This is a genomic window from Methylobacterium sp. Leaf104, from assembly GCF_001422885.1.
In the GTDB taxonomy this organism is placed as follows: Bacteria; Pseudomonadota; Alphaproteobacteria; order Rhizobiales; family Beijerinckiaceae; genus Methylobacterium.
In genome coordinates, this window is the sequence record NZ_LMMZ01000039.1 from 180,912 (window position 1) to 197,389 (window position 16,478).

The window sequence follows — 16,478 nt, forward strand, 5'->3', positions numbered from 1 at the left end:
CAGAATTCCGCATGATAGATCCGCGACTCGCCGGCCGGCTCGCCTTCGCGCACCGGCTCCCCACGCGGGAACCCCTGTCCTCAGGCCGACACGCCCTCGGCCTGTTCGCTCAGCGCGACGCGATCCTCGTGGTGCCGGAGGGGATCGAACCGCGCCGGCCGACACCCCTCGTGGTTCTGTTCCACGGCGGAGGCGGCAGCGCGGAGAAGATCCTCCCGATGCTGGAGGCGCATGCCCGGGCGCGGGGCTTCCTGCTGCTCGCACCCCAATCGTTGTTTCCGACCTGGGACCTCGTGATCGGCGGGCACGGGCCCGACCGGGAGCGTGTCGACGAAGCGCTGGCCGAGGTCAGCACCCGCTATCTCCTCGATCCGACGCGACTGGTCTTCGCGGGCCATTCCGATGGCGGCAGCTACACGCTCTCTCTCGGCCTCGCCAACGGACACGTGGTCACCCATCTCCTTGTCTCCTCGGCCGGATTCCTGTCCGTTCATCTGCAATCGGGCGCGCCGCGCATCTTCCTCTCTCACGGCACCCGCGACGAACAGATTCCGATCGACCGAAGTGCGCGGGTCCACGTCGCCCAGTTGCGGGAGGCCGGCTACGCGGTCACCGCAGTCGAGTACGACGGCCCGCACGCCTACGATCCGGCGGTCGTGGCACGGGGTGTGGACTTCGTCCTGGCCGAGACCGACCCACCCGACTCGGCCGACTGAGCAACGAACCACCGAAGGCGGAAGGCGCCCCGAAACTACCTCTCCGGGACGGTCCACGGCGGTCCGAGGCCCCGGACACGGGCATCGACACCGAAGATTCTTAACGGTCCCGACCTACGCTGATCCCTCTTACGGGGCGTGTGGATCGACCTTCACGCCCCGCGTCGTTGCGCGATCGGTGGAGGTTCGAGCTTGGTACGGTGTGGCAGCTCGACTCGGCGGATCGTTGCGAGGCGGATGTCGGCCGCACTGGTCCTTGCGAGCTTCGCGGTGATCGACGCCGGTAAAGCCTCCGCCAATTCGAAACGTCCGGACAGTTCCAGCGACCGTCGCAACCCATCGGGGCCGATCCTCGCCGGCGGGCCGGCCTTCGCTCCGTTCGCCTACCTCCGCTTCTGCCAAAGGGCGCCGCTGGACTGCGCCCCGGATGGACGGGACGAACCGCTCGAACTCACGCCGACGCGGCTGAAGGAACTTGCCCTCGTCAACGAGACTGTGAATCGGCGCATCGCTCCCAGAGCGGGCTTGCCGGAGGCCGGCGCGTGGTCCCTGACCGCCCGACAAGGGAACTGCAACACCTACGCCCTGCAGAAGAGGCACGAACTCCTCGCGCGCGGCTGGCCGATCGGGGCCTTGTCCCTGGCCGTGGTCGTGACGCCGGAGGGCGTCGGACACCTCGTCCTCGTCGTCCGGCAGGCATCCGCAGACCTCGTCCTCGACAACCTGCACCCGGACATCCGCGCCTGGACGCAGACGAACTATCATTGGAGCAAGATCCAGGCGGCTGGAAACCCGGATCTCTGGCTCGACATCCCGGCATCGGCCCGGCGGATGGCTCTCGGGCCGGCGCGCGGACGGGTCGCCGATGCGCGTGCCGAGTGACGGCGACTCCCGGGTCGGCCGCGTGCGGATGCATCTCCGGGTTCCCGGCCGTCCCTCAATGCGCCTTCAGAGCCAGGGTCGATCGGGCTTCTCGGCGATGCCCGGCATGCGGACCTCGATGCCGAACCGCTTCAACGCCTGCTGAAACTTCGTCTGCCACAGAACCGATACGCCCTTCGTCCGGCCGATGAGCTCGGCCTGCAGCGCCGGCTTCACCGACATGAACGTGGCCACGGTTTCGTCGATGAAGCGCCCCTCCATGAGATCGGCGAATTCGACGAGGGCGCGGTCGCGAAGATCGGGGGGCATCAGGCTGAAACGTTGCAGGATGAGACGGTTGCGCTGTGCAGCGAGCCATCCTTCCCGAGGTGCAAACGCATAGGAATTGCGCAGCTTCCGGTACGTGTCCTCGCTGACGCCGGTGCGATTGAGCTCGACCCAGGCCAGAGTCAGCCAGCCGAGCCCATCGCGCGGATAGCAGGCCAACAGATTCCGACTGCGCAGGTCGAGTTCGTCCATCGCCGCATCCATCGCGTCGAGGTCCGCCCGCTGCATGAGCGCACTCGCCAGTTGGGAGCGGACGATCAGCCAATGCCGCATCCGCCGCCGCGCGCAGGAGGGCGAGGCCTTGTCACGCCGGTTCGCCTGCGCCCTGAGCGCTTCGACGTCGAAATGATGCCCGCGCACGATCGACATCGCCGCCGAGGCGGCGTTGTCCGGGGCGATCGAGATGGCTCGAAGCTGAAACAGGGCCACCGCGACCGCGATGAGGCTGAGGCAGCGAATGAGTGCAGCGAGCGTGGCACCGGAGATCATGATTCGACGGTGCGCCCGGTCCATCATGCAATCGGTAGTCGACCGGGCGAAGGGCATCAAGCTGATCGCACCTCGACACACGATCGGGGGAGATCTTCACGGTTTCGGGCGACGAACAGGCAATGTCCCGTTCGCTCGGCCGCATCCGAGGGGCGGCGTGAGGCCGGATCGTCATGAACTCGCCTCGACCTCGAGAGTCCAGCGAGGCATGCTGCAACGATCTCCGCAGGCGGCTGATGTCCTGCCCTTTAATCAGATCTTTACGGCACATCGTTTCTATGAAGGCAGTCTAACCCGGTCCTGCGTGGGGTGCATGCGTGATGGAAGCCGCCGAAAAGCCTGTTCCGATGGACTCGCTCGACAAGGAGGCGGATCGGATCCGAAGCATTTTCAGCACCTCGTTTCCGCATTCGAGCGAAGATCTGAACCGTCTGATCCCGGAGAACTTCACCGATACCCTGGCTCGACGCGCGGAGCCCGCTGCCAAGGCGGAAACCGATGAGTTCGATTGGTCGATCACGCTGGCCAACATCGAGGCGATCGTCGATGCCAGTAACGCCAGCAAGGCCCTCGTGGCAGACGCCGAGCGGCGAGCGGAGATCGCGGAGGCCAAGGCCAAAGAGGCCATTCACTGGCTCAGGATCCTGCACGAAGCCGTGCTGAGAGGCATGCCAAGCCCGTCGACTTGAGGCAGGACACCGCTCGAACCCCGGGATGGATGGCTGTGGAGCGGTAAATCGATCGCCCGTGGAAGCCCGCATCCGGCGACCAGCCCCGCCTCTCGAGCCGAGGTCGTCGACGCCTGGCGCAAGGTTTCGAGCGATCGGGCACCCTTTGGTGGTGCCAGCGGACGGCAACCGATCTCATCCGAGAGTATGAGCGCCGTCGCCGGAGCCACCCGCGTCGTGCGCTCCGTCCCCCATATCATCAAATCCGAGCGTGCCGGGGCCGTCGCGCCTACGAGTCGCCGCGGTTCCCCCAGTGCCCGGTACCGGGATTGCGGCCAACCTGCGGATCGGACCGACGGGAGACGGCGCATGGGGTCCGCGCGCGCTTGCGTCGGATCAGGCCAGGGGTTGCGACCATCGGGTGGATGAATCGCGCGACGTTCCCGGCCACTATTCCGCGTGGCTCGACGGAGCCTGCCACTCGACACCGGCATGCTCGCGGATGTCGCCCGGCAGGCTGCCGGTGTCGGCGTCGCTCGCCCAGTCGCTCGGCTCCGCGACCTCGACGATCTCGTCCTCCGGATAGGCGGCCTCGAGGAAGAGCCGCGCCTCGCCCTCTGCCGCGGCCCGCACGGTCACCAGCGGCTTGGTCCCTGCGGCGGACCTGATCTTGGCAATGAACAGCTTCGTCATCGTGGTCTCCCGGAGCGATCCTGCCTCCTCACAGAGGGCAATCCCGGCAAAGAGCAAGGGAGCGGATCCGCAGCCGTGAAGTCGGTCTCGGCTGGCTCGATAGCCTGCCCAGGTCGGGGTCGACCATACAGGCCGTCAACCGAGCGACGGGCGTGCTGGTCCTTCGGCCACGGCGCGGCGGCTGCCCGGTCTTGAGCTGCGCCCGCCGAGGAGAGTCCGGCCGCGTCGCAACGAGTCTGAAACCTCCGCGGCGCCAAGCTGCCCGGCCGAAGATCGGCCCGGGGCGAGCGATCGGGCAGCGAGGGACATGGTTCAGACGTCGAAACGCCGCCTGTTCCTGGAACGGGTTTCCTGCCGGGCGTCCGGGGCGCCTCTCGGAGCCCTGGCCCTCGAGGCCGAGTTTACCCGTGAGAATGTCGAGACCGCCTGCCAAGCCCTGTCCTTGAAGCTCGTATCCCTCGTGGAGGTGGACGACGACGGCAATTACGCGTTCCGCATCACGCGGCCCGGTCTCCTCCTCCTCGATGGACAGGTCGAGGAAGCGGCGGCCCTGATCGACCGTGGCCTCGGGATCCGGAGGCTCGTGGTCCCTCCACCCTGGGGCCTCCTCGGCAGCAAGCTTCGTCCGGGCGGACCCGGGATGTCGCTGAAGGGAAGCGGTCCACGCGCCTACGCGACCCAGCTGATCCTGGCCGTGGCGTCCGGGCACGCGATCGTCCAAGGGGACGTCGTGCGCGGCAACGCCAACGCACCGCGCCTCGGATCCACCAGCGAACCGCGGCGATCCGAACGGCTCGGGACCTCGGCGCCGCTCCGGGATTGGGGCCGAACCAAGGACCGAGACCGCCCGGTCTGATCCCGGACGGCAGGCCGGACCCGCTGCCTTGAGACGCGTGCTCGTCCTTACCAAAGTCTCTCACGGAACGGTCGCCCGCCCGATCGGTTCGGCCCCCGTCGCGCGTCATGCCGTCGAGGCCATCGTCCCGATCGCGATCTCCCTGTGTGCGCGACTGCCTCGCATCACCGAGTGCCTGCCACGGGAGTCGCAGCGGCTTCGAACCCGTCCGGCGTGAGGGCCCTTCGTGCATCCCCATCCGGTCGCGATGCCGTCAGCAGCCTGGAACGTCCCAACCCGCAACCGACGAGGGCGGCGAAAACCACCGCGTAGCCCGGGATCTGGAGGGAGAAATCGACCATCGAATGCAGGGTGCCGAGGCCTCCGACGGCGAGCGCCGCAACGACGACGGACCGATCGCGCCCCCTGATGCGGCCGGCGCGCCAGATCGTGAGGGCGGCCCAGATCCAGAGCGCGCAGAGGACGGCCAGGACCGGCACACCCCACTCGACGGCAATCTCCAGGGGCGTGCTGTGGGCGATGTCCCAGACGCCGAACATACCGAGGACATCGCTGCGATAGGCGGGAAACGCCGCCTCGAACGACCCGGCTCCATGGCCGAGCCAGGGCCGTTCCCGCACCATCTCGAGAGCGATCCGATACATCTCCAGCCGGCCCGGATCGGCGAAGCCATGGGCTTGGATGCGAAGACCGACCTGGCCGCCCCAGATCTCGACCAGGGCGAGACAGGCGGCCATGCCGACGAGCGCGGCACGCTTTCGATAGCGCCGGAGGGTGACGTAGCTCGGAAGGAGACGAAAGAGGGTAAACAGTAGGGCGGCGACGGTGAGCAGGAGGCCGGCGCGCGAGCCGGTGAGTGTCACCGCCGCGAAGCAGGTGAGGCATCCGGCCAGGGTGGCTGCGCGCCAGAGGCGCCGACGGTGCCGCATCGAGCCGAACCAGGCGCGGAGCGCCAGGATGAGCCAGATGACCGCGACACTGCCGAAATAGGTCGCGGCCGTATTCCTGTTGACGAAGGGACCCGTCAGGTTCCCCACATACGCGACCTTCTTCACCCACAGCACCCGATCCGGCTCGATCTCGAGTAGGAGAATGCCGAAGCCTGCGTAGAAAAGGCCGGACCAGGCGACGACGTGGAGCAGCCGTTTGGCGGCTTCGCGGTCGGCTCCGATCGGCAGCGCCCGCAGCGCGGTGAGGGCGAACAGGAACGAGGGGCCAAGGGTTTCCCACGGCGGGGAAGCGATGCTCGAGGCTCGCGGACGTAGAATTCGGTCGATCTGCGGCGCGACGGTACGCCAGATCGGATCCGGCACCGTCCACCACGGGTCGGGCAGGAACTGCAGCAGAGTGACCACGCCGACGACCAGGATCGCCAGGACGATCCGGCCCGCCGATCGATGGAGGGAATCCGGCATCCGGCCCCATGGCGCAGTCAGGCAACTCACCGCGATCAGAACGAGGAACAGATGGGTCCAGAACGGCTCGATCGAGCCGAACGGGAGAGGCGCAGTTCCGACGACGACGAACAGAAGGCCCTGAGATCCTCGGTCGAGCGCCTTCAACACCTGTCAGGTCCTGGTTGCGGCACCCGGTGCAGCGAGGCGAAGTCCCATCACGTGACCTCGGCGTCCGGCACCGGATCCGTGCGGGTGCCCTGCACTGGCGCGATCGGATCGAATTCTGTCAACCCGACGGGAAGCCGGTCCCGATGCCCGAGATCGAGAAGGAGGACCGGATTGCGGCGATCCTTCGCGGACCAAGGGGTGAGCGCCCTCTGGCGTACCCAACTGAGCGCCCGTGCTCTCGGCCAAGCCCGCGAAATCGAAGAAGCCCGCCGCGGCCGAAGCCGGGCGGGCGTGGTTGTGAGACCTAACGGTTGATCGGGCGTCGACCTCAACCCGTGAACCCCACACCATCTGTGATCGATTCGCAGCAACAAAACGGCAACAGACGAAAAAATCCCGCCCAGGTTGCTCCGGGCGGGTGAAGGTGACGGCTCCCAGTCTTAGGGAGGCTCTTTGTAGACGATCGGCCCACGGAAAATCATCCGCCTGCGGCCCTCGCCGCAGTGGAACCCGTCAAGGTCGCGCCGATGTTCGAACCCGCGTGAGACAACGGCGAGGGCAGACCCTAACCGACGCGCTGGATTGGAAAATCAGTTCGGAAAATCGATGGTGCCCAGGGACGGAATCGAACCGCCGACACTGCGATTTTCAGTCGCATGCTCTACCAACTGAGCTACCTGGGCCTCGGCCGGTTCGCGCAAGCGGCACCGGCTGGAGCGGGGGTATAGGGGGTGGATTGCAGGCTGTCCAGCCTCGATCCGAAGAGATTTTTTCGGTCGATTTCGCCGACGGATCGACGCCCTCAGCCGTTTCGGTCCGATCGGGAACCGACGCCGTCGGCATCCTCGTCCTCGTCCTCCGCGGTCGGGATGACGTAGCGGTCGGTGAGCCAGCGCCCGAGGTCGATGTCGGCGCAGCGGGCGGAGCAGAACGGCACGAAGGCGGCCTCCGGCGGCTTCCCGCAGATCGGGCACGGGTCGGGCTTGGACGGCCCCGCGCGACGGCGGCCTGGTTCGACATCCCTCATGCGGGTTCCCCCCAGGTGGCGCGAACCGGAAAGCCCTCTCCCTCCAGCAGGCTGACGGTCTCGTAGAGCGGCAACCCAATCACGGCACTGTGCGAGCCCACGAGTTTCACCACGAAGGCACTCGCCAGTCCCTGGATGGCATAGCCACCGGCCTTGCCGCGCCATTCGTCGGAAGCGAGGTAGGCATCGATCTCCCGGGAGGACAGGCGCTTGAACCGGACGCGGGTCTCGACCACCCGCTCGCGGCGCACGTCCTGCGGCGAGAGCAGGCAGACGGCCGTGTAGACCCGGTGCTGGCGCCCTGAGAGGAGACGCAGGCAATCGGCCGCCTCGTCGGGCAACTCGGCCTTGGGGAGCACCCGGCGGCCCACGGCCACGACCGTGTCCGCCGCGATGAGATAGGCGTCGCGCAAGTCGTCCCGCCGCCGCGCCGCGGCCCCGGCGGCCGCAAGCTTCTCGCGCGCGAGGCGCCGGGCGAGTTCGCGCGGTGTCTCAGACTTGCGCGGGGTCTCGTCGATATCCGCCGCAAGCAGCGCGTCGGGCTCGATGCCGACCTGCTGCAGGAGCGCGAGGCGCCGGGGTGAGGCGGAGGCCAGGATGAGACGGGCGCTTCGGCCCGAAACCAAGGTGTCGTCGATCGTCGTCACGTGCGGGCCGTCATGCGCGAGGTTGGCATCCTGTGAGGGGGGCGGGTGGACACAGCCGGCTGAGGCCGCGCATCGGAAAAGCGCGCCATCCACGCCGACGAGGCGACCGGAACCTAGCGGAAACCCCGAACCTTGTGAACGCGCCTCCGCGGCAAGGTCCGGTTTCGGCCCGGCCCCGTGGACAACGGGTGCGGGTCTGATATGGTCGCGTTCGTGGCCGACAGGGTCACCGCAGCGGCCTACCGGTCCGCGCGGCGCGGGCGTAGTTCAGTGGTAGAACGTCAGCTTCCCAAGCTGAATGTCGTCGGTTCGATCCCGATCGCCCGCTCCAACAAATCATCCATCAGTATCAAACAGTTAGGCTTTGTGTCGCGGTCGCCTAGGCCTTAATGCCATTTCGCTCTGTACAACCTTGGTACAACAGGGCGAGCGGGCTGACCTGCCCAGATGCTGCGATAATCCGTGCCACGAGCGCGCGGACCGAAGCGATGGTCGAAGGTAGGGATTCGTCCATTTGCGAATCATTCCTTCATCTCGCTGCTGCTTGTCGAAGGGATGGAACTCGCCTCCGTAAATGACCTTGACCCAGCAAACTGGTCCGCACTGAGCGCAAGTTTTTCGGGCATCCTGAACCCTGAAGGAGGGTGGATGCCATGCCTCGCAAACGCTTCACGAATGAACAGATCGCCTTTGCCCTGCGGCAGGCGGAGAACGGTGTGACGGTTGACGAGGTCTGTCGGAGGATGGGCGTCTCTGAGCCGACATTCTACAGCCGGAAGAAGCAGTTCGTCGGCATGGGCGTGCCGGAGATCCGACGGCTCAAGCAACTGGAGGACGAGAACGGCAAGCTCCAGCGGCTGGTGGCCGACCTGACGCTGGACCGCTCAATGCTGCAGGATGTTCTGAAGCGAAAGTGGTAAGGCCCGCCGTTCGCCGCGAGGTCGCTGGTCACCTGCAGGTGGCCTACGACGTCAGCGAGCGTCGGGCCTGTCAGGCCACCGGCTTTGGCCGTTCGTCGCAGCGCTACAGGAAGCGCTCGGATCCTCAGGTCGCGCTGCGCATGCGGCTGAAGGAGCTGGCCGCCGCGCGTGTGCGCTACGGTTATCGGCGGTTGCACATCCTGTTGCGGCGTGAGGGCTGGGAGGTGAATCACAAGCGCACCTACCGGATCTACCGCGACGAAGGGCTGACGATCCGGTCCAAGCTGCCCAAACGCAGACGGTCCTGGCGGTACCTTGGCTTGTCCACCTCATCGCAGAAGACGGAGGACCCGGCCGTAGTCGGCCTACGTCGGCAGCCAATCCGGCAAGGAAGTCAGGTCGATCTCGCCACGACGCTGCGCAACGTGCCCAGAGCGCCACAGTCGGCTTTATTCATATGGCTTTAAAGCCCGATCTCCGGGGAGCCCCGAGCTGCTGATGCGTATGTTTCGCCGGAGATACAAAGTCTTGCAACGCCTGGATCGGCCTTGTTTAGAGTTCGTATAAACTATTGATTGGCTTGCATAATTCTCCTCTAGCTGCTTCCTGGGCTCATCGAGATCGAGCAATGATGCGAGCATCCGGGGTTATGGGAGGAGGCCATGCAGCCGACATTGATCGAAACGCTGCATCGGAACGAGGGCGTCAAGCTTCGGCGGTTCCTTCTGCGTCTCCTTGGAAGCGCCGATGCGGCTGCCGACGCCCATCAGGAAACCTATCTGCGGATGCTCGGCGCCCTGTCCCGCACGACCGTCGAACATCCCTCCGCATTCCTGTTCCAGATCGCCAACAACGTGGCGTTGCGGATGCGAAACAGGCGGAGCCTCGAAGGCACGCTGTTCCAGCCCGTGACCGATCTCGACCTCGCGCGGATCGCGGATGGATACGCCATGCCGGAACGGCAGGTGATCGCGCGCCAGGAACTCAGGCGACTCGCAGTCGCCATCGATGCGTTGCCGCCCCGGTGCCGCGAGGTCTTCCTGCTCGTTCGCTTCGAGAACCTGTCGAACGGCGAGGCCGCCGCCCGTTTGGGCATCAGCCGCAACATGGTCGAGAAACACCTCATCCGGGCGCTGCTGCACTGTCGCCGCCAACCTCAGGCCACCAACCTCAGGGACGCGTGAGGGATTGCGCGATTCCCTCGAGGTCCGGACGTCAGGATTTTCCCGGGTGACGGATCTAAAGGTGTAGGAGCATGAAACTGGGCCATTAGGGCTTGGTGAGCCCGGATGGAGCAGAAGGCGTGGCCAGCGGCGACGGCATCGATGCGCGCGAGGTTGAGCGCGAAGACCCGGTCTACGAAGCGGCCGCGGGCTGGGTCGCGCGCCTCTCCTCGCCCGATGCGACGGAAGCGGATCGGGGCGCCTTCGAGGCGTGGCACGCCGCCGATCCAGCCCATGCCGAGGCCTATGCCGAGATGGAAGCCCTGTGGCAAACGCTCGGCCACGTTCCCGATCGCCGGCACCGGCGCTCGCTGCCCAAAGGGCTGGCGGGCGTTGCCGTCGCAATGGTCCTTTGCGCCGCCCTGGCCGTTCAACTCGGTCTCGTCGATCGCCTGCGGTGCGATCTGTGGAGCGGCGTCGGCGACATCACCCATGCGACCCTGGCCGACGGCAGCCGCATCGACCTCAACACCGATACGGCCATCGCCCTTCATTTCAGCGAAACCGAACGCGGGATCGAGCTCCTGCGCGGAGAGGCGTTCTTCGACGTCGTCCCCGATCCGCGCCGTCCGTTCGTCGTTCACGGTGATGAATTGAGCGTCCGTGCCGTGGGAACACGCTTCTTCGTCAGGGCCGGAGGAACGGATAAACCTGCAGGCGTCGTCGAGGGGAGCGTCGACGTGACGGCTTCGGGACGGCCGGTGCGGGTGTCGGCGGGCGAGGCGCTCATCCATGCGAACGGTGCCCCCCTATCCGTCGTGCGGGCCGACGTGGACCGGGCGACGGCGTGGCGGGCGGGACGCCTCGTCTTCACCGGCGAGCGCCTGTCCACGGTCCTGGCCGAACTCGACCGTTATCGCCGTGGGGCCATCGTGCTCCTGGATGCTGCGGCTGGCGAACGGCGCGTCACCGGGTCGTTCGATGCAACGGACACGGACGAGGCCCTCGACGCCATCGCCTCCAGTATGGGCGTAAGCATCACCCGCCTGTCGCCCCTCCTCATCCTCGTCGGGTCGCCGCGCCGAAATTCCTGAAGAAAGTTCGGCCGGGGACGTCAGGAGATCACGGGCCCGTTGATCTCAATCGCTGAGGACGAGCCGGCGCGATGCAGGCCGTCCTCCCGCGAAAGGGTCTTCCTTGCGCGCGAGATGGACAGGACTCGGTATGACGGCGCGTGGGCAGGGATTTGGATGTGAACGGTTGGCCGGATCGGCCCTGGCCGGCGTGTCGATGCTGGCCATGGTCCCGGTCGCCGCGCAGGCTCGCGAATCGCAGGGTCAGCCGGTGCGCGGCAGCCGGACGGTCGTGGAGCGGACGGCGAACATCCTCGCCCTCGACGCGTCGGCCACGGGGGCGGGGGAGCGCGTCGCCCTGGCGATCCCCGCGGGATCCCTCGAAGCGGCTCTCGTCGCCTTCACCGAACAGGCCGGCGTCAAGCTCGTCTATGCCACCGACCTCACGGCACGGCTGACCACGGCCGGCGTCGCGGGGGCGTTCGAGCCCCGCGACGGCCTCGAACGGATTCTCGCCGGAACTGGTCTGGGGTTCCGCACAGCGGGGACCTCCACCATCACCCTGGTCAATCCACGCTACGTCCAGCTCGGCGCGGCGACCGATGGCACGGTGGCTCTGGAGGAGTTGCACGTGGCCGGGCAAGCGCAGGCCCCCGGGATCGTCGCGGGCCTGCCGCCCCGCTCCGGCACCGTGGGCCAGCCGCCCGTCCCCTATGCTGGCGGCCAAGTCGGCACCGGCACGCGGGTCGGCCTCCTGGGCAACCGCTCCGTCCTGAAGACGCCCTTCAACGTCACGGGCTATACTGAGAAGCTCATCGAGGATCAGCAGGCGCGCTCCGTCGGGGACGTCGTGCTGAACAATCCCTCCGTTCGCAGCGACGCCCCCCCCTTCAGCGAGCGTGATTCGTACTTCATTCGCGGCTTCTCGGTGACCAACCTCGACACCGCCTTCGACGGCCTGTTCTACATCGCCAACCCACGCCGCAGCTTCACCGAGGGGCTCGAGCGCGTCGAGGTCCTGCTGGGGCCGACGGCGCTCCTCAGCGGCGGCACCGGCCGCGTCGGCGGTACGATCAACCTCGTGCCGAAGCGCGCCTTCGACGAGCCGCTGACGCGGGTGACCACGAGCTATTTCAGCGACAGCCAGTTCGGGACGCACCTCGATTTCGGCCGCCGTTTCGGCACCCAGAAGGAGTGGGGCGTCCGCTTCAACGGCGCCTATCGCAACGGCGACACCCCGCTCGACAAGAACGCCATCGAGGTCGGTGTGGCCGCGCTCGGTCTCGATTATCGCGGCGACGGCTTCCGTGCCTCGGTGGATCTCAATCACTCCACCCAGAACGTCACGGCGCCGACCTCTCTGTTTAACGCAGTGGCGCCGGGCATCCCGGTTCCTCGGGCTCCGAACGCCCGGCGCAACACGGCGAACGCCTTCGAATTCAATGACAGCCGATACAACATGGCCGCCGGGCGGGTTGAATACGACATCCAACCCGACACCACGATCTACGCCGCCGGTGGCCTCAGCCGCTACAACGAGGACTTCCTGACCTCGAACTACCTCGTGCGAAACCCCAACGGCCAGGCCCTGAACTCCCTGGCGATCCAGCCCCTGGAACTCGAGGGATTCACGGGCGAGGTCGGATTCCGGTCTGGCTTCCAAACCGGCTTCATCGGGCATCAATTCACCGTCGCGGCCGTGGAGGCCATCAACAAGAATCGCTCGCGCGGCTTCACGCCCTTCGCCCTGCCGAGCTACCTGACCAACATCTACAACCCGGTCGACCTGCCGTTCGGGTCGGTGGCCACCGCCAGCCTTCCCCGCTCGAACCAGCAGCCCCTGTTCACGGAACTGTACGCCCGCAGCGTGGCCATCGCCGACACGCTCTCGCTCGGAGACGACCGCTTCCTGCTCACCCTCGGCGGCCGATTCCAGGAGATCGACCTCCAGAGCTTCAACACCCGGCCCGGCGCGACCCGGGGCACCGTGGCATCGAGCTACGTCGAGAGCCGGTTCAGCCCGGCCATCGCCCTCGTGGTGCGGCCTTTCGAGAACCTGTCATTCTACGGCAACTACATCGAGTCCCTTGATGCCGGGCCGTCGGCGCCAGTCACGGCGATCAACAACAGTCAGATCTTCGCCCCTGTGGTGAGCCGGCAGAAGGAAGTCGGCGCGAAATACGATTTCGGGACGGTCTCGCTGACGACTTCGCTGTTCGAGATCGAGCAACCCAACGCCTTTACCGATCCGGGAACACGCATCTTCTCGGTGAGTGGCCTGCAGCGCAACCGTGGCGTCGAGGTCAACGTGTTCGGCGAGTTCGTTCCGGGTGTGCGGTTGCTTGGCGGCGTCACCCTCATCGACGCCAAGCTCGTGAGCACGGTCGGCGGGACAAACGACGGACGTGCCGCGCCCGGCGTGCCCGACACGGCGTTCAACCTCTACGGCGAAGTCGATCTGCCTCCGTGGCTGGCGCCCGGCCTCACCCTCACGGGGCGGGCGATCTACACGAGCAGCATGTTCTACAACCAGGCAAACACCCAGTCGGTGCCGGACTGGACGCGGTTCGACGCGGGCTTGCGCTACACGTTCGAGGGTGTGAACGGAAAGCCCGTGGTGATGCGCGCCACGGTGCAGAACATACTCGACGACTCCTACTGGGCCTCGGCCGCCCGCGGCTACCTCGCCGTCGGCGCTCCCCGGACGGTGATCCTCTCAGCCACCGTTGACTTCTGAGGTGTCGAGGCAGGCCGAAGCGCGAGGGAACAGGGGCGGAAGACGCGCCCCTAGCCGTCGCGGCCTACCTCCCGCCATCGGCTTGGAGAGCGTGCCATGATGGGAAGCTTCCGCCAGTCCATGGCATGGCTGCACACCTGGTCCGGTCTCGTCGTCGGTTGGGTGCTGCTCGCGATCTTCGTCACCGGGACCGCGAGCTATTACCGCGCGGACATCTCGCGTTGGATGCGGCCCGAACTCAGCCAGATCAAGCCGCTGACCGGCGTGGAACTCGGGGCAGCGGCCGAACGCGCCACGGCGTACCTCACCATCCATGCTCCGAAGGCGCGCAGTTGGTTCATCGGCATGCCGGGGCCCGACAAGCCGGTCCTGGACCTGTTCTGGCGCACCGGGCCGGGGGAGCCCCCGGGCCATATGCACCTCGACCCCGCGACGGGACGCGAGGCTCGGGTCCGCGATACCGAGGGGGGCGACTTCCTCTACCGGTTCCACTTCGAACTTCACATGGCGCCCCTGTGGGGACGCTGGATCGTGGGCATCTGCGCCATCGTCATGCTGGTGGCGCTGATCTCAGGCATCGTCACCCACCGGCGCTTCTTCGCCGACCTCTTCACATTCCGGCGGGACAAGGCGCTTCGGCGCAGCGTCCTCGACGCGCACAACGTCGGCGGCGTCCTCGCGCTGCCGTTCCACCTCATGATCACCTATACGGGGGTGGTCGCCCTGGCGACCTTCTACATGCCCTGGGGCGTGACGGCTGCGTATCGCGGAAACGCCCCCGCCTTCTTCGCCGACGCGGCCTGGATCACGACCCCGCGCCGCCCGGCGAACCGCCCCGCCATCGGGACGCCGGTCGCCCCCGTGGTCGAGCGCGCGGTCGCGCTGGTCGCCGAACCCCTGCAGCGCCTGACTGTCGTCAATCCGGGCGACGCGAACGCCACTGTCGTCGCGGTGTTCGAGGAGCCGCGCGGCATCGCCCGCCGTCAGCCGCAGCTCGCCTTCGACGGCGTGAGCGGCGCTGTTCTGGAGGCACGGGGGCTGGACCTCAAGCCCGCGGCCCGGACCTTCGCGGTCTTGACGGGCCTGCACGAAGCGCAGTTCGCAGCGCCGGCCTTGCGCCTGCTGTTCTTCCTCTGCGGCGTGATGGGCAGCGTCACCATCGCCACGGGGATCATCCTGTGGTCCCTCGCGCGCCTGCCGCGCGCGGGCGAACGACCCTTCCCGGGCCTTCGCCTCGTCCAGGCGCTCAATGTCGGGGCCGTCGCTGGCCTGCCGGCGGCGGTGGCGGTCTACTTCATCGCCAACCGGCTCCTGCCCGTCGATCTCGACGGCCGGGCCGAGTGGGAGATCCGCGCATTCTTCGGCACCTGGATAGCTGTGCTCCTGCTCTCCTTCGTTCGCCCGCACCGCCGCGCCTGGAGCGAAGGGTTCGCCGCCGTCGCACTCCTCTCCTGCGCCGTCGCAACGGCCGACATCCTCACCTTGCCGCAGCACCCCCTGCGCCGCCTCGGGGGCGATCCCCTGTACCTGTGGTTCGACGTCGCGATGCTGGCGCTCGCGGTTCTGTTCGCCGTCGCTGCCCGCAAGGTGGTTCGCTACAAAGTTTCCGCGCCGCGCCGGAGGAAAACCGGCGGGTCGCCAACCGCTTTTCCGGTCGCCGCACGCCCCCATGGCCTGTGAGCGGTGGGGGCGGCTCCGGATCGGGGCAACGTGGTCCGTCAGCGAAAAGAGAACAACGCCTACGCACCGTAACTGTCCGACGTCAGCACCTGTGGGACAGATTGAGAGTCTTCACGAACGGAGGATGGCTGGTTCATCGTAGCCCCTGAGGAGCGAAGATGAAGCAGACATCCGGRCCGGCCAAGAAACCGGCAGAGGCGGTGATCAAGGACATCCGTCGGGCCACACGTCGGCAGTTCTCCTCCGAGGAGAAGATCCGCGTGGTGCTGGAAGGCTTGCGTGGCGAGGACAGCATCGCCGAGTTGTGCCGACGCGAGGGGATCGCCGCCTYGATGTACTACGGCTGGTCCAAGGAGTTCCTGGAGGCGGGCAAGAAGCGCCTGTCCGGCGACACGKCKCGTGCGGCCACCACGGACGAGGTGCGGGATCTGCGGCGCGAGGCGGGGGCGCTGAAGGAGGTCATAGCGGATCTCGTCCTGGAGAACCGTCTGCTCAAAAAAAGCATGAGCGGGGTTGGGGGCGACGAGGCATGAGGTACCCGGCCTCTGAGAAGCTGGAGATCATCCGGCTCGTCGAGCAATCCCACCTGCCGGTGCGTGCCACCCTGGACAAGCTCGGCATCACGCGCTCGACGTTTTAYCGCTGGTACGACGCCTACCAGCGCGGCGGCCCCGAGGCGTTGAGCGACCATCCTTCGCAGCCGAGCCGGGTCTGGAACCGTCTACCCGCGGAGATCCGCGAGCAGATCGTTGCCCTGGCCYTGGAGSAGCCTGAACTCAGCCCGCGTGAGCTGGCGGTGCGCTTCACCGACGAGCGCCGTTACTTCGTCTCGGAAGCGACCGTCTACCGGTTGCTCAAGGCTCAGGACCTGATCACCAGCCCGGCCTATATCGTCATCAGGGCCGCCGACGAGTTCCGCGATAAGACCACTGCGCCCAACCAGCTTTGGCAGACGGACTTCACCTACCTGAAGGTCGTTGGCTGGGGCTGGTACTACCTGTCGACGGTCCTGGACGACTTCTCACGCTACATCGT

13 protein-coding genes, 2 tRNA genes and 2 pseudogenes are annotated in these 16,478 nt (G+C 66.9%); 11 read left to right on the plus strand and 6 right to left on the minus strand.

The features are described 5' to 3' along the window. The first annotated feature begins 11 nt into the window (after positions 1-11). Positions 12-716 (plus strand): alpha/beta hydrolase, encoded by a 705-nt coding sequence (locus ASF49_RS20520; RefSeq protein WP_056477490.1) that lies wholly within the window; start codon positions 12-14, stop codon positions 714-716. A 237-nt stretch (positions 717-953) separates the two neighbouring features. After that, positions 954-1,598 (plus strand): transglutaminase-like cysteine peptidase, encoded by a 645-nt coding sequence (locus ASF49_RS20525; protein WP_056477492.1) that lies wholly within the window; start codon positions 954-956, stop codon positions 1,596-1,598. A 66-nt stretch (positions 1,599-1,664) separates the two neighbouring features. Here the strand turns inward: ASF49_RS20525 and ASF49_RS20530 are convergent, their stop codons facing one another. Next, positions 1,665-2,474 carry a hypothetical protein gene (locus ASF49_RS20530; RefSeq protein WP_156653117.1) on the minus strand — a complete coding sequence of 270 codons (810 nt, stop codon included), beginning with the start codon at positions 2,472-2,474 and terminating at the stop codon, positions 1,665-1,667. A 260-nt stretch (positions 2,475-2,734) separates the two neighbouring features. Between ASF49_RS20530 and ASF49_RS20535 the strand changes: the two genes are divergently transcribed. Continuing rightward, positions 2,735-3,103, plus strand: coding sequence for a hypothetical protein (locus ASF49_RS20535; protein WP_156653118.1), 369 nt, complete (start codon positions 2,735-2,737; stop codon positions 3,101-3,103). A gap of 429 nt (positions 3,104-3,532) precedes the next feature. Here ASF49_RS20535 and ASF49_RS20540 read toward each other — a convergent pair whose 3' ends face one another. After that, positions 3,533-3,775: a hypothetical protein gene (locus ASF49_RS20540; protein WP_056477498.1), complete on the minus strand. Its 243-nt coding sequence runs from the start codon at positions 3,773-3,775 to the stop codon at positions 3,533-3,535. Between the two features lie 307 nt (positions 3,776-4,082). Here ASF49_RS20540 and ASF49_RS20545 point away from each other — a divergent pair, with 307 nt between their 5' ends. Continuing rightward, positions 4,083-4,631 (plus strand): hypothetical protein, encoded by a 549-nt coding sequence (locus ASF49_RS20545; RefSeq protein WP_056477500.1) that lies wholly within the window; start codon positions 4,083-4,085, stop codon positions 4,629-4,631. A 164-nt stretch (positions 4,632-4,795) separates the two neighbouring features. Here the strand turns inward: ASF49_RS20545 and ASF49_RS20550 are convergent, their stop codons facing one another. The 4 genes from ASF49_RS20550 to ASF49_RS20565 form a co-directional block, all read right to left on the minus strand. Beyond that, positions 4,796-6,196 (minus strand): O-antigen ligase family protein, encoded by a 1,401-nt coding sequence (locus tag ASF49_RS20550; RefSeq protein ID WP_156653119.1) that lies wholly within the window; start codon positions 6,194-6,196, stop codon positions 4,796-4,798. Between the two features lie 607 nt (positions 6,197-6,803). After that, positions 6,804-6,879, minus strand: a tRNA-Phe gene (locus tag ASF49_RS20555). Between the two features lie 119 nt (positions 6,880-6,998). Further along, entirely contained in the window at positions 6,999-7,223 is a 225-nt protein-coding gene (gene yacG, locus ASF49_RS20560) for a DNA gyrase inhibitor YacG (protein ID WP_056477504.1), read from the minus strand. Further along, complete coding sequence (locus tag ASF49_RS20565; protein WP_200930093.1) at positions 7,220-7,870, minus strand: Maf-like protein; 651 nt, start codon at positions 7,868-7,870, stop codon at positions 7,220-7,222. The genes yacG and ASF49_RS20565 overlap by 4 nt, the downstream gene beginning before the upstream one ends. A gap of 256 nt (positions 7,871-8,126) precedes the next feature. Between ASF49_RS20565 and ASF49_RS20570 the strand changes: the two genes are divergently transcribed. The 7 genes and pseudogenes from ASF49_RS20570 to ASF49_RS23340 form a co-directional block, all read left to right on the plus strand. After that, positions 8,127-8,201: transfer RNA gene (locus ASF49_RS20570), tRNA-Gly, on the plus strand. Positions 8,202-8,523: 322 nt separating this feature from the next. Continuing rightward, positions 8,524-9,104: pseudogene (locus tag ASF49_RS23950) on the plus strand (transposase); the annotation flags it as partial. A gap of 348 nt (positions 9,105-9,452) precedes the next feature. Beyond that, entirely contained in the window at positions 9,453-9,974 is a 522-nt protein-coding gene (locus tag ASF49_RS20585) for an RNA polymerase sigma factor (protein ID WP_056477511.1), read from the plus strand. Positions 9,975-10,093: 119 nt separating this feature from the next. Next, complete coding sequence (locus ASF49_RS20590) at positions 10,094-11,047, plus strand: FecR family protein (protein WP_056477512.1); 954 nt, start codon at positions 10,094-10,096, stop codon at positions 11,045-11,047. Between the two features lie 166 nt (positions 11,048-11,213). After that, entirely contained in the window at positions 11,214-13,763 is a 2,550-nt protein-coding gene (locus tag ASF49_RS20595; RefSeq protein ID WP_056477514.1) for a TonB-dependent receptor, read from the plus strand. A 96-nt stretch (positions 13,764-13,859) separates the two neighbouring features. Beyond that, complete coding sequence (locus tag ASF49_RS20600) at positions 13,860-15,443, plus strand: PepSY-associated TM helix domain-containing protein (RefSeq protein WP_056477516.1); 1,584 nt, start codon at positions 13,860-13,862, stop codon at positions 15,441-15,443. A 158-nt stretch (positions 15,444-15,601) separates the two neighbouring features. Beyond that, a pseudogene (locus tag ASF49_RS23340) lies at positions 15,602-16,478 on the plus strand (helix-turn-helix domain-containing protein); the annotation flags it as partial.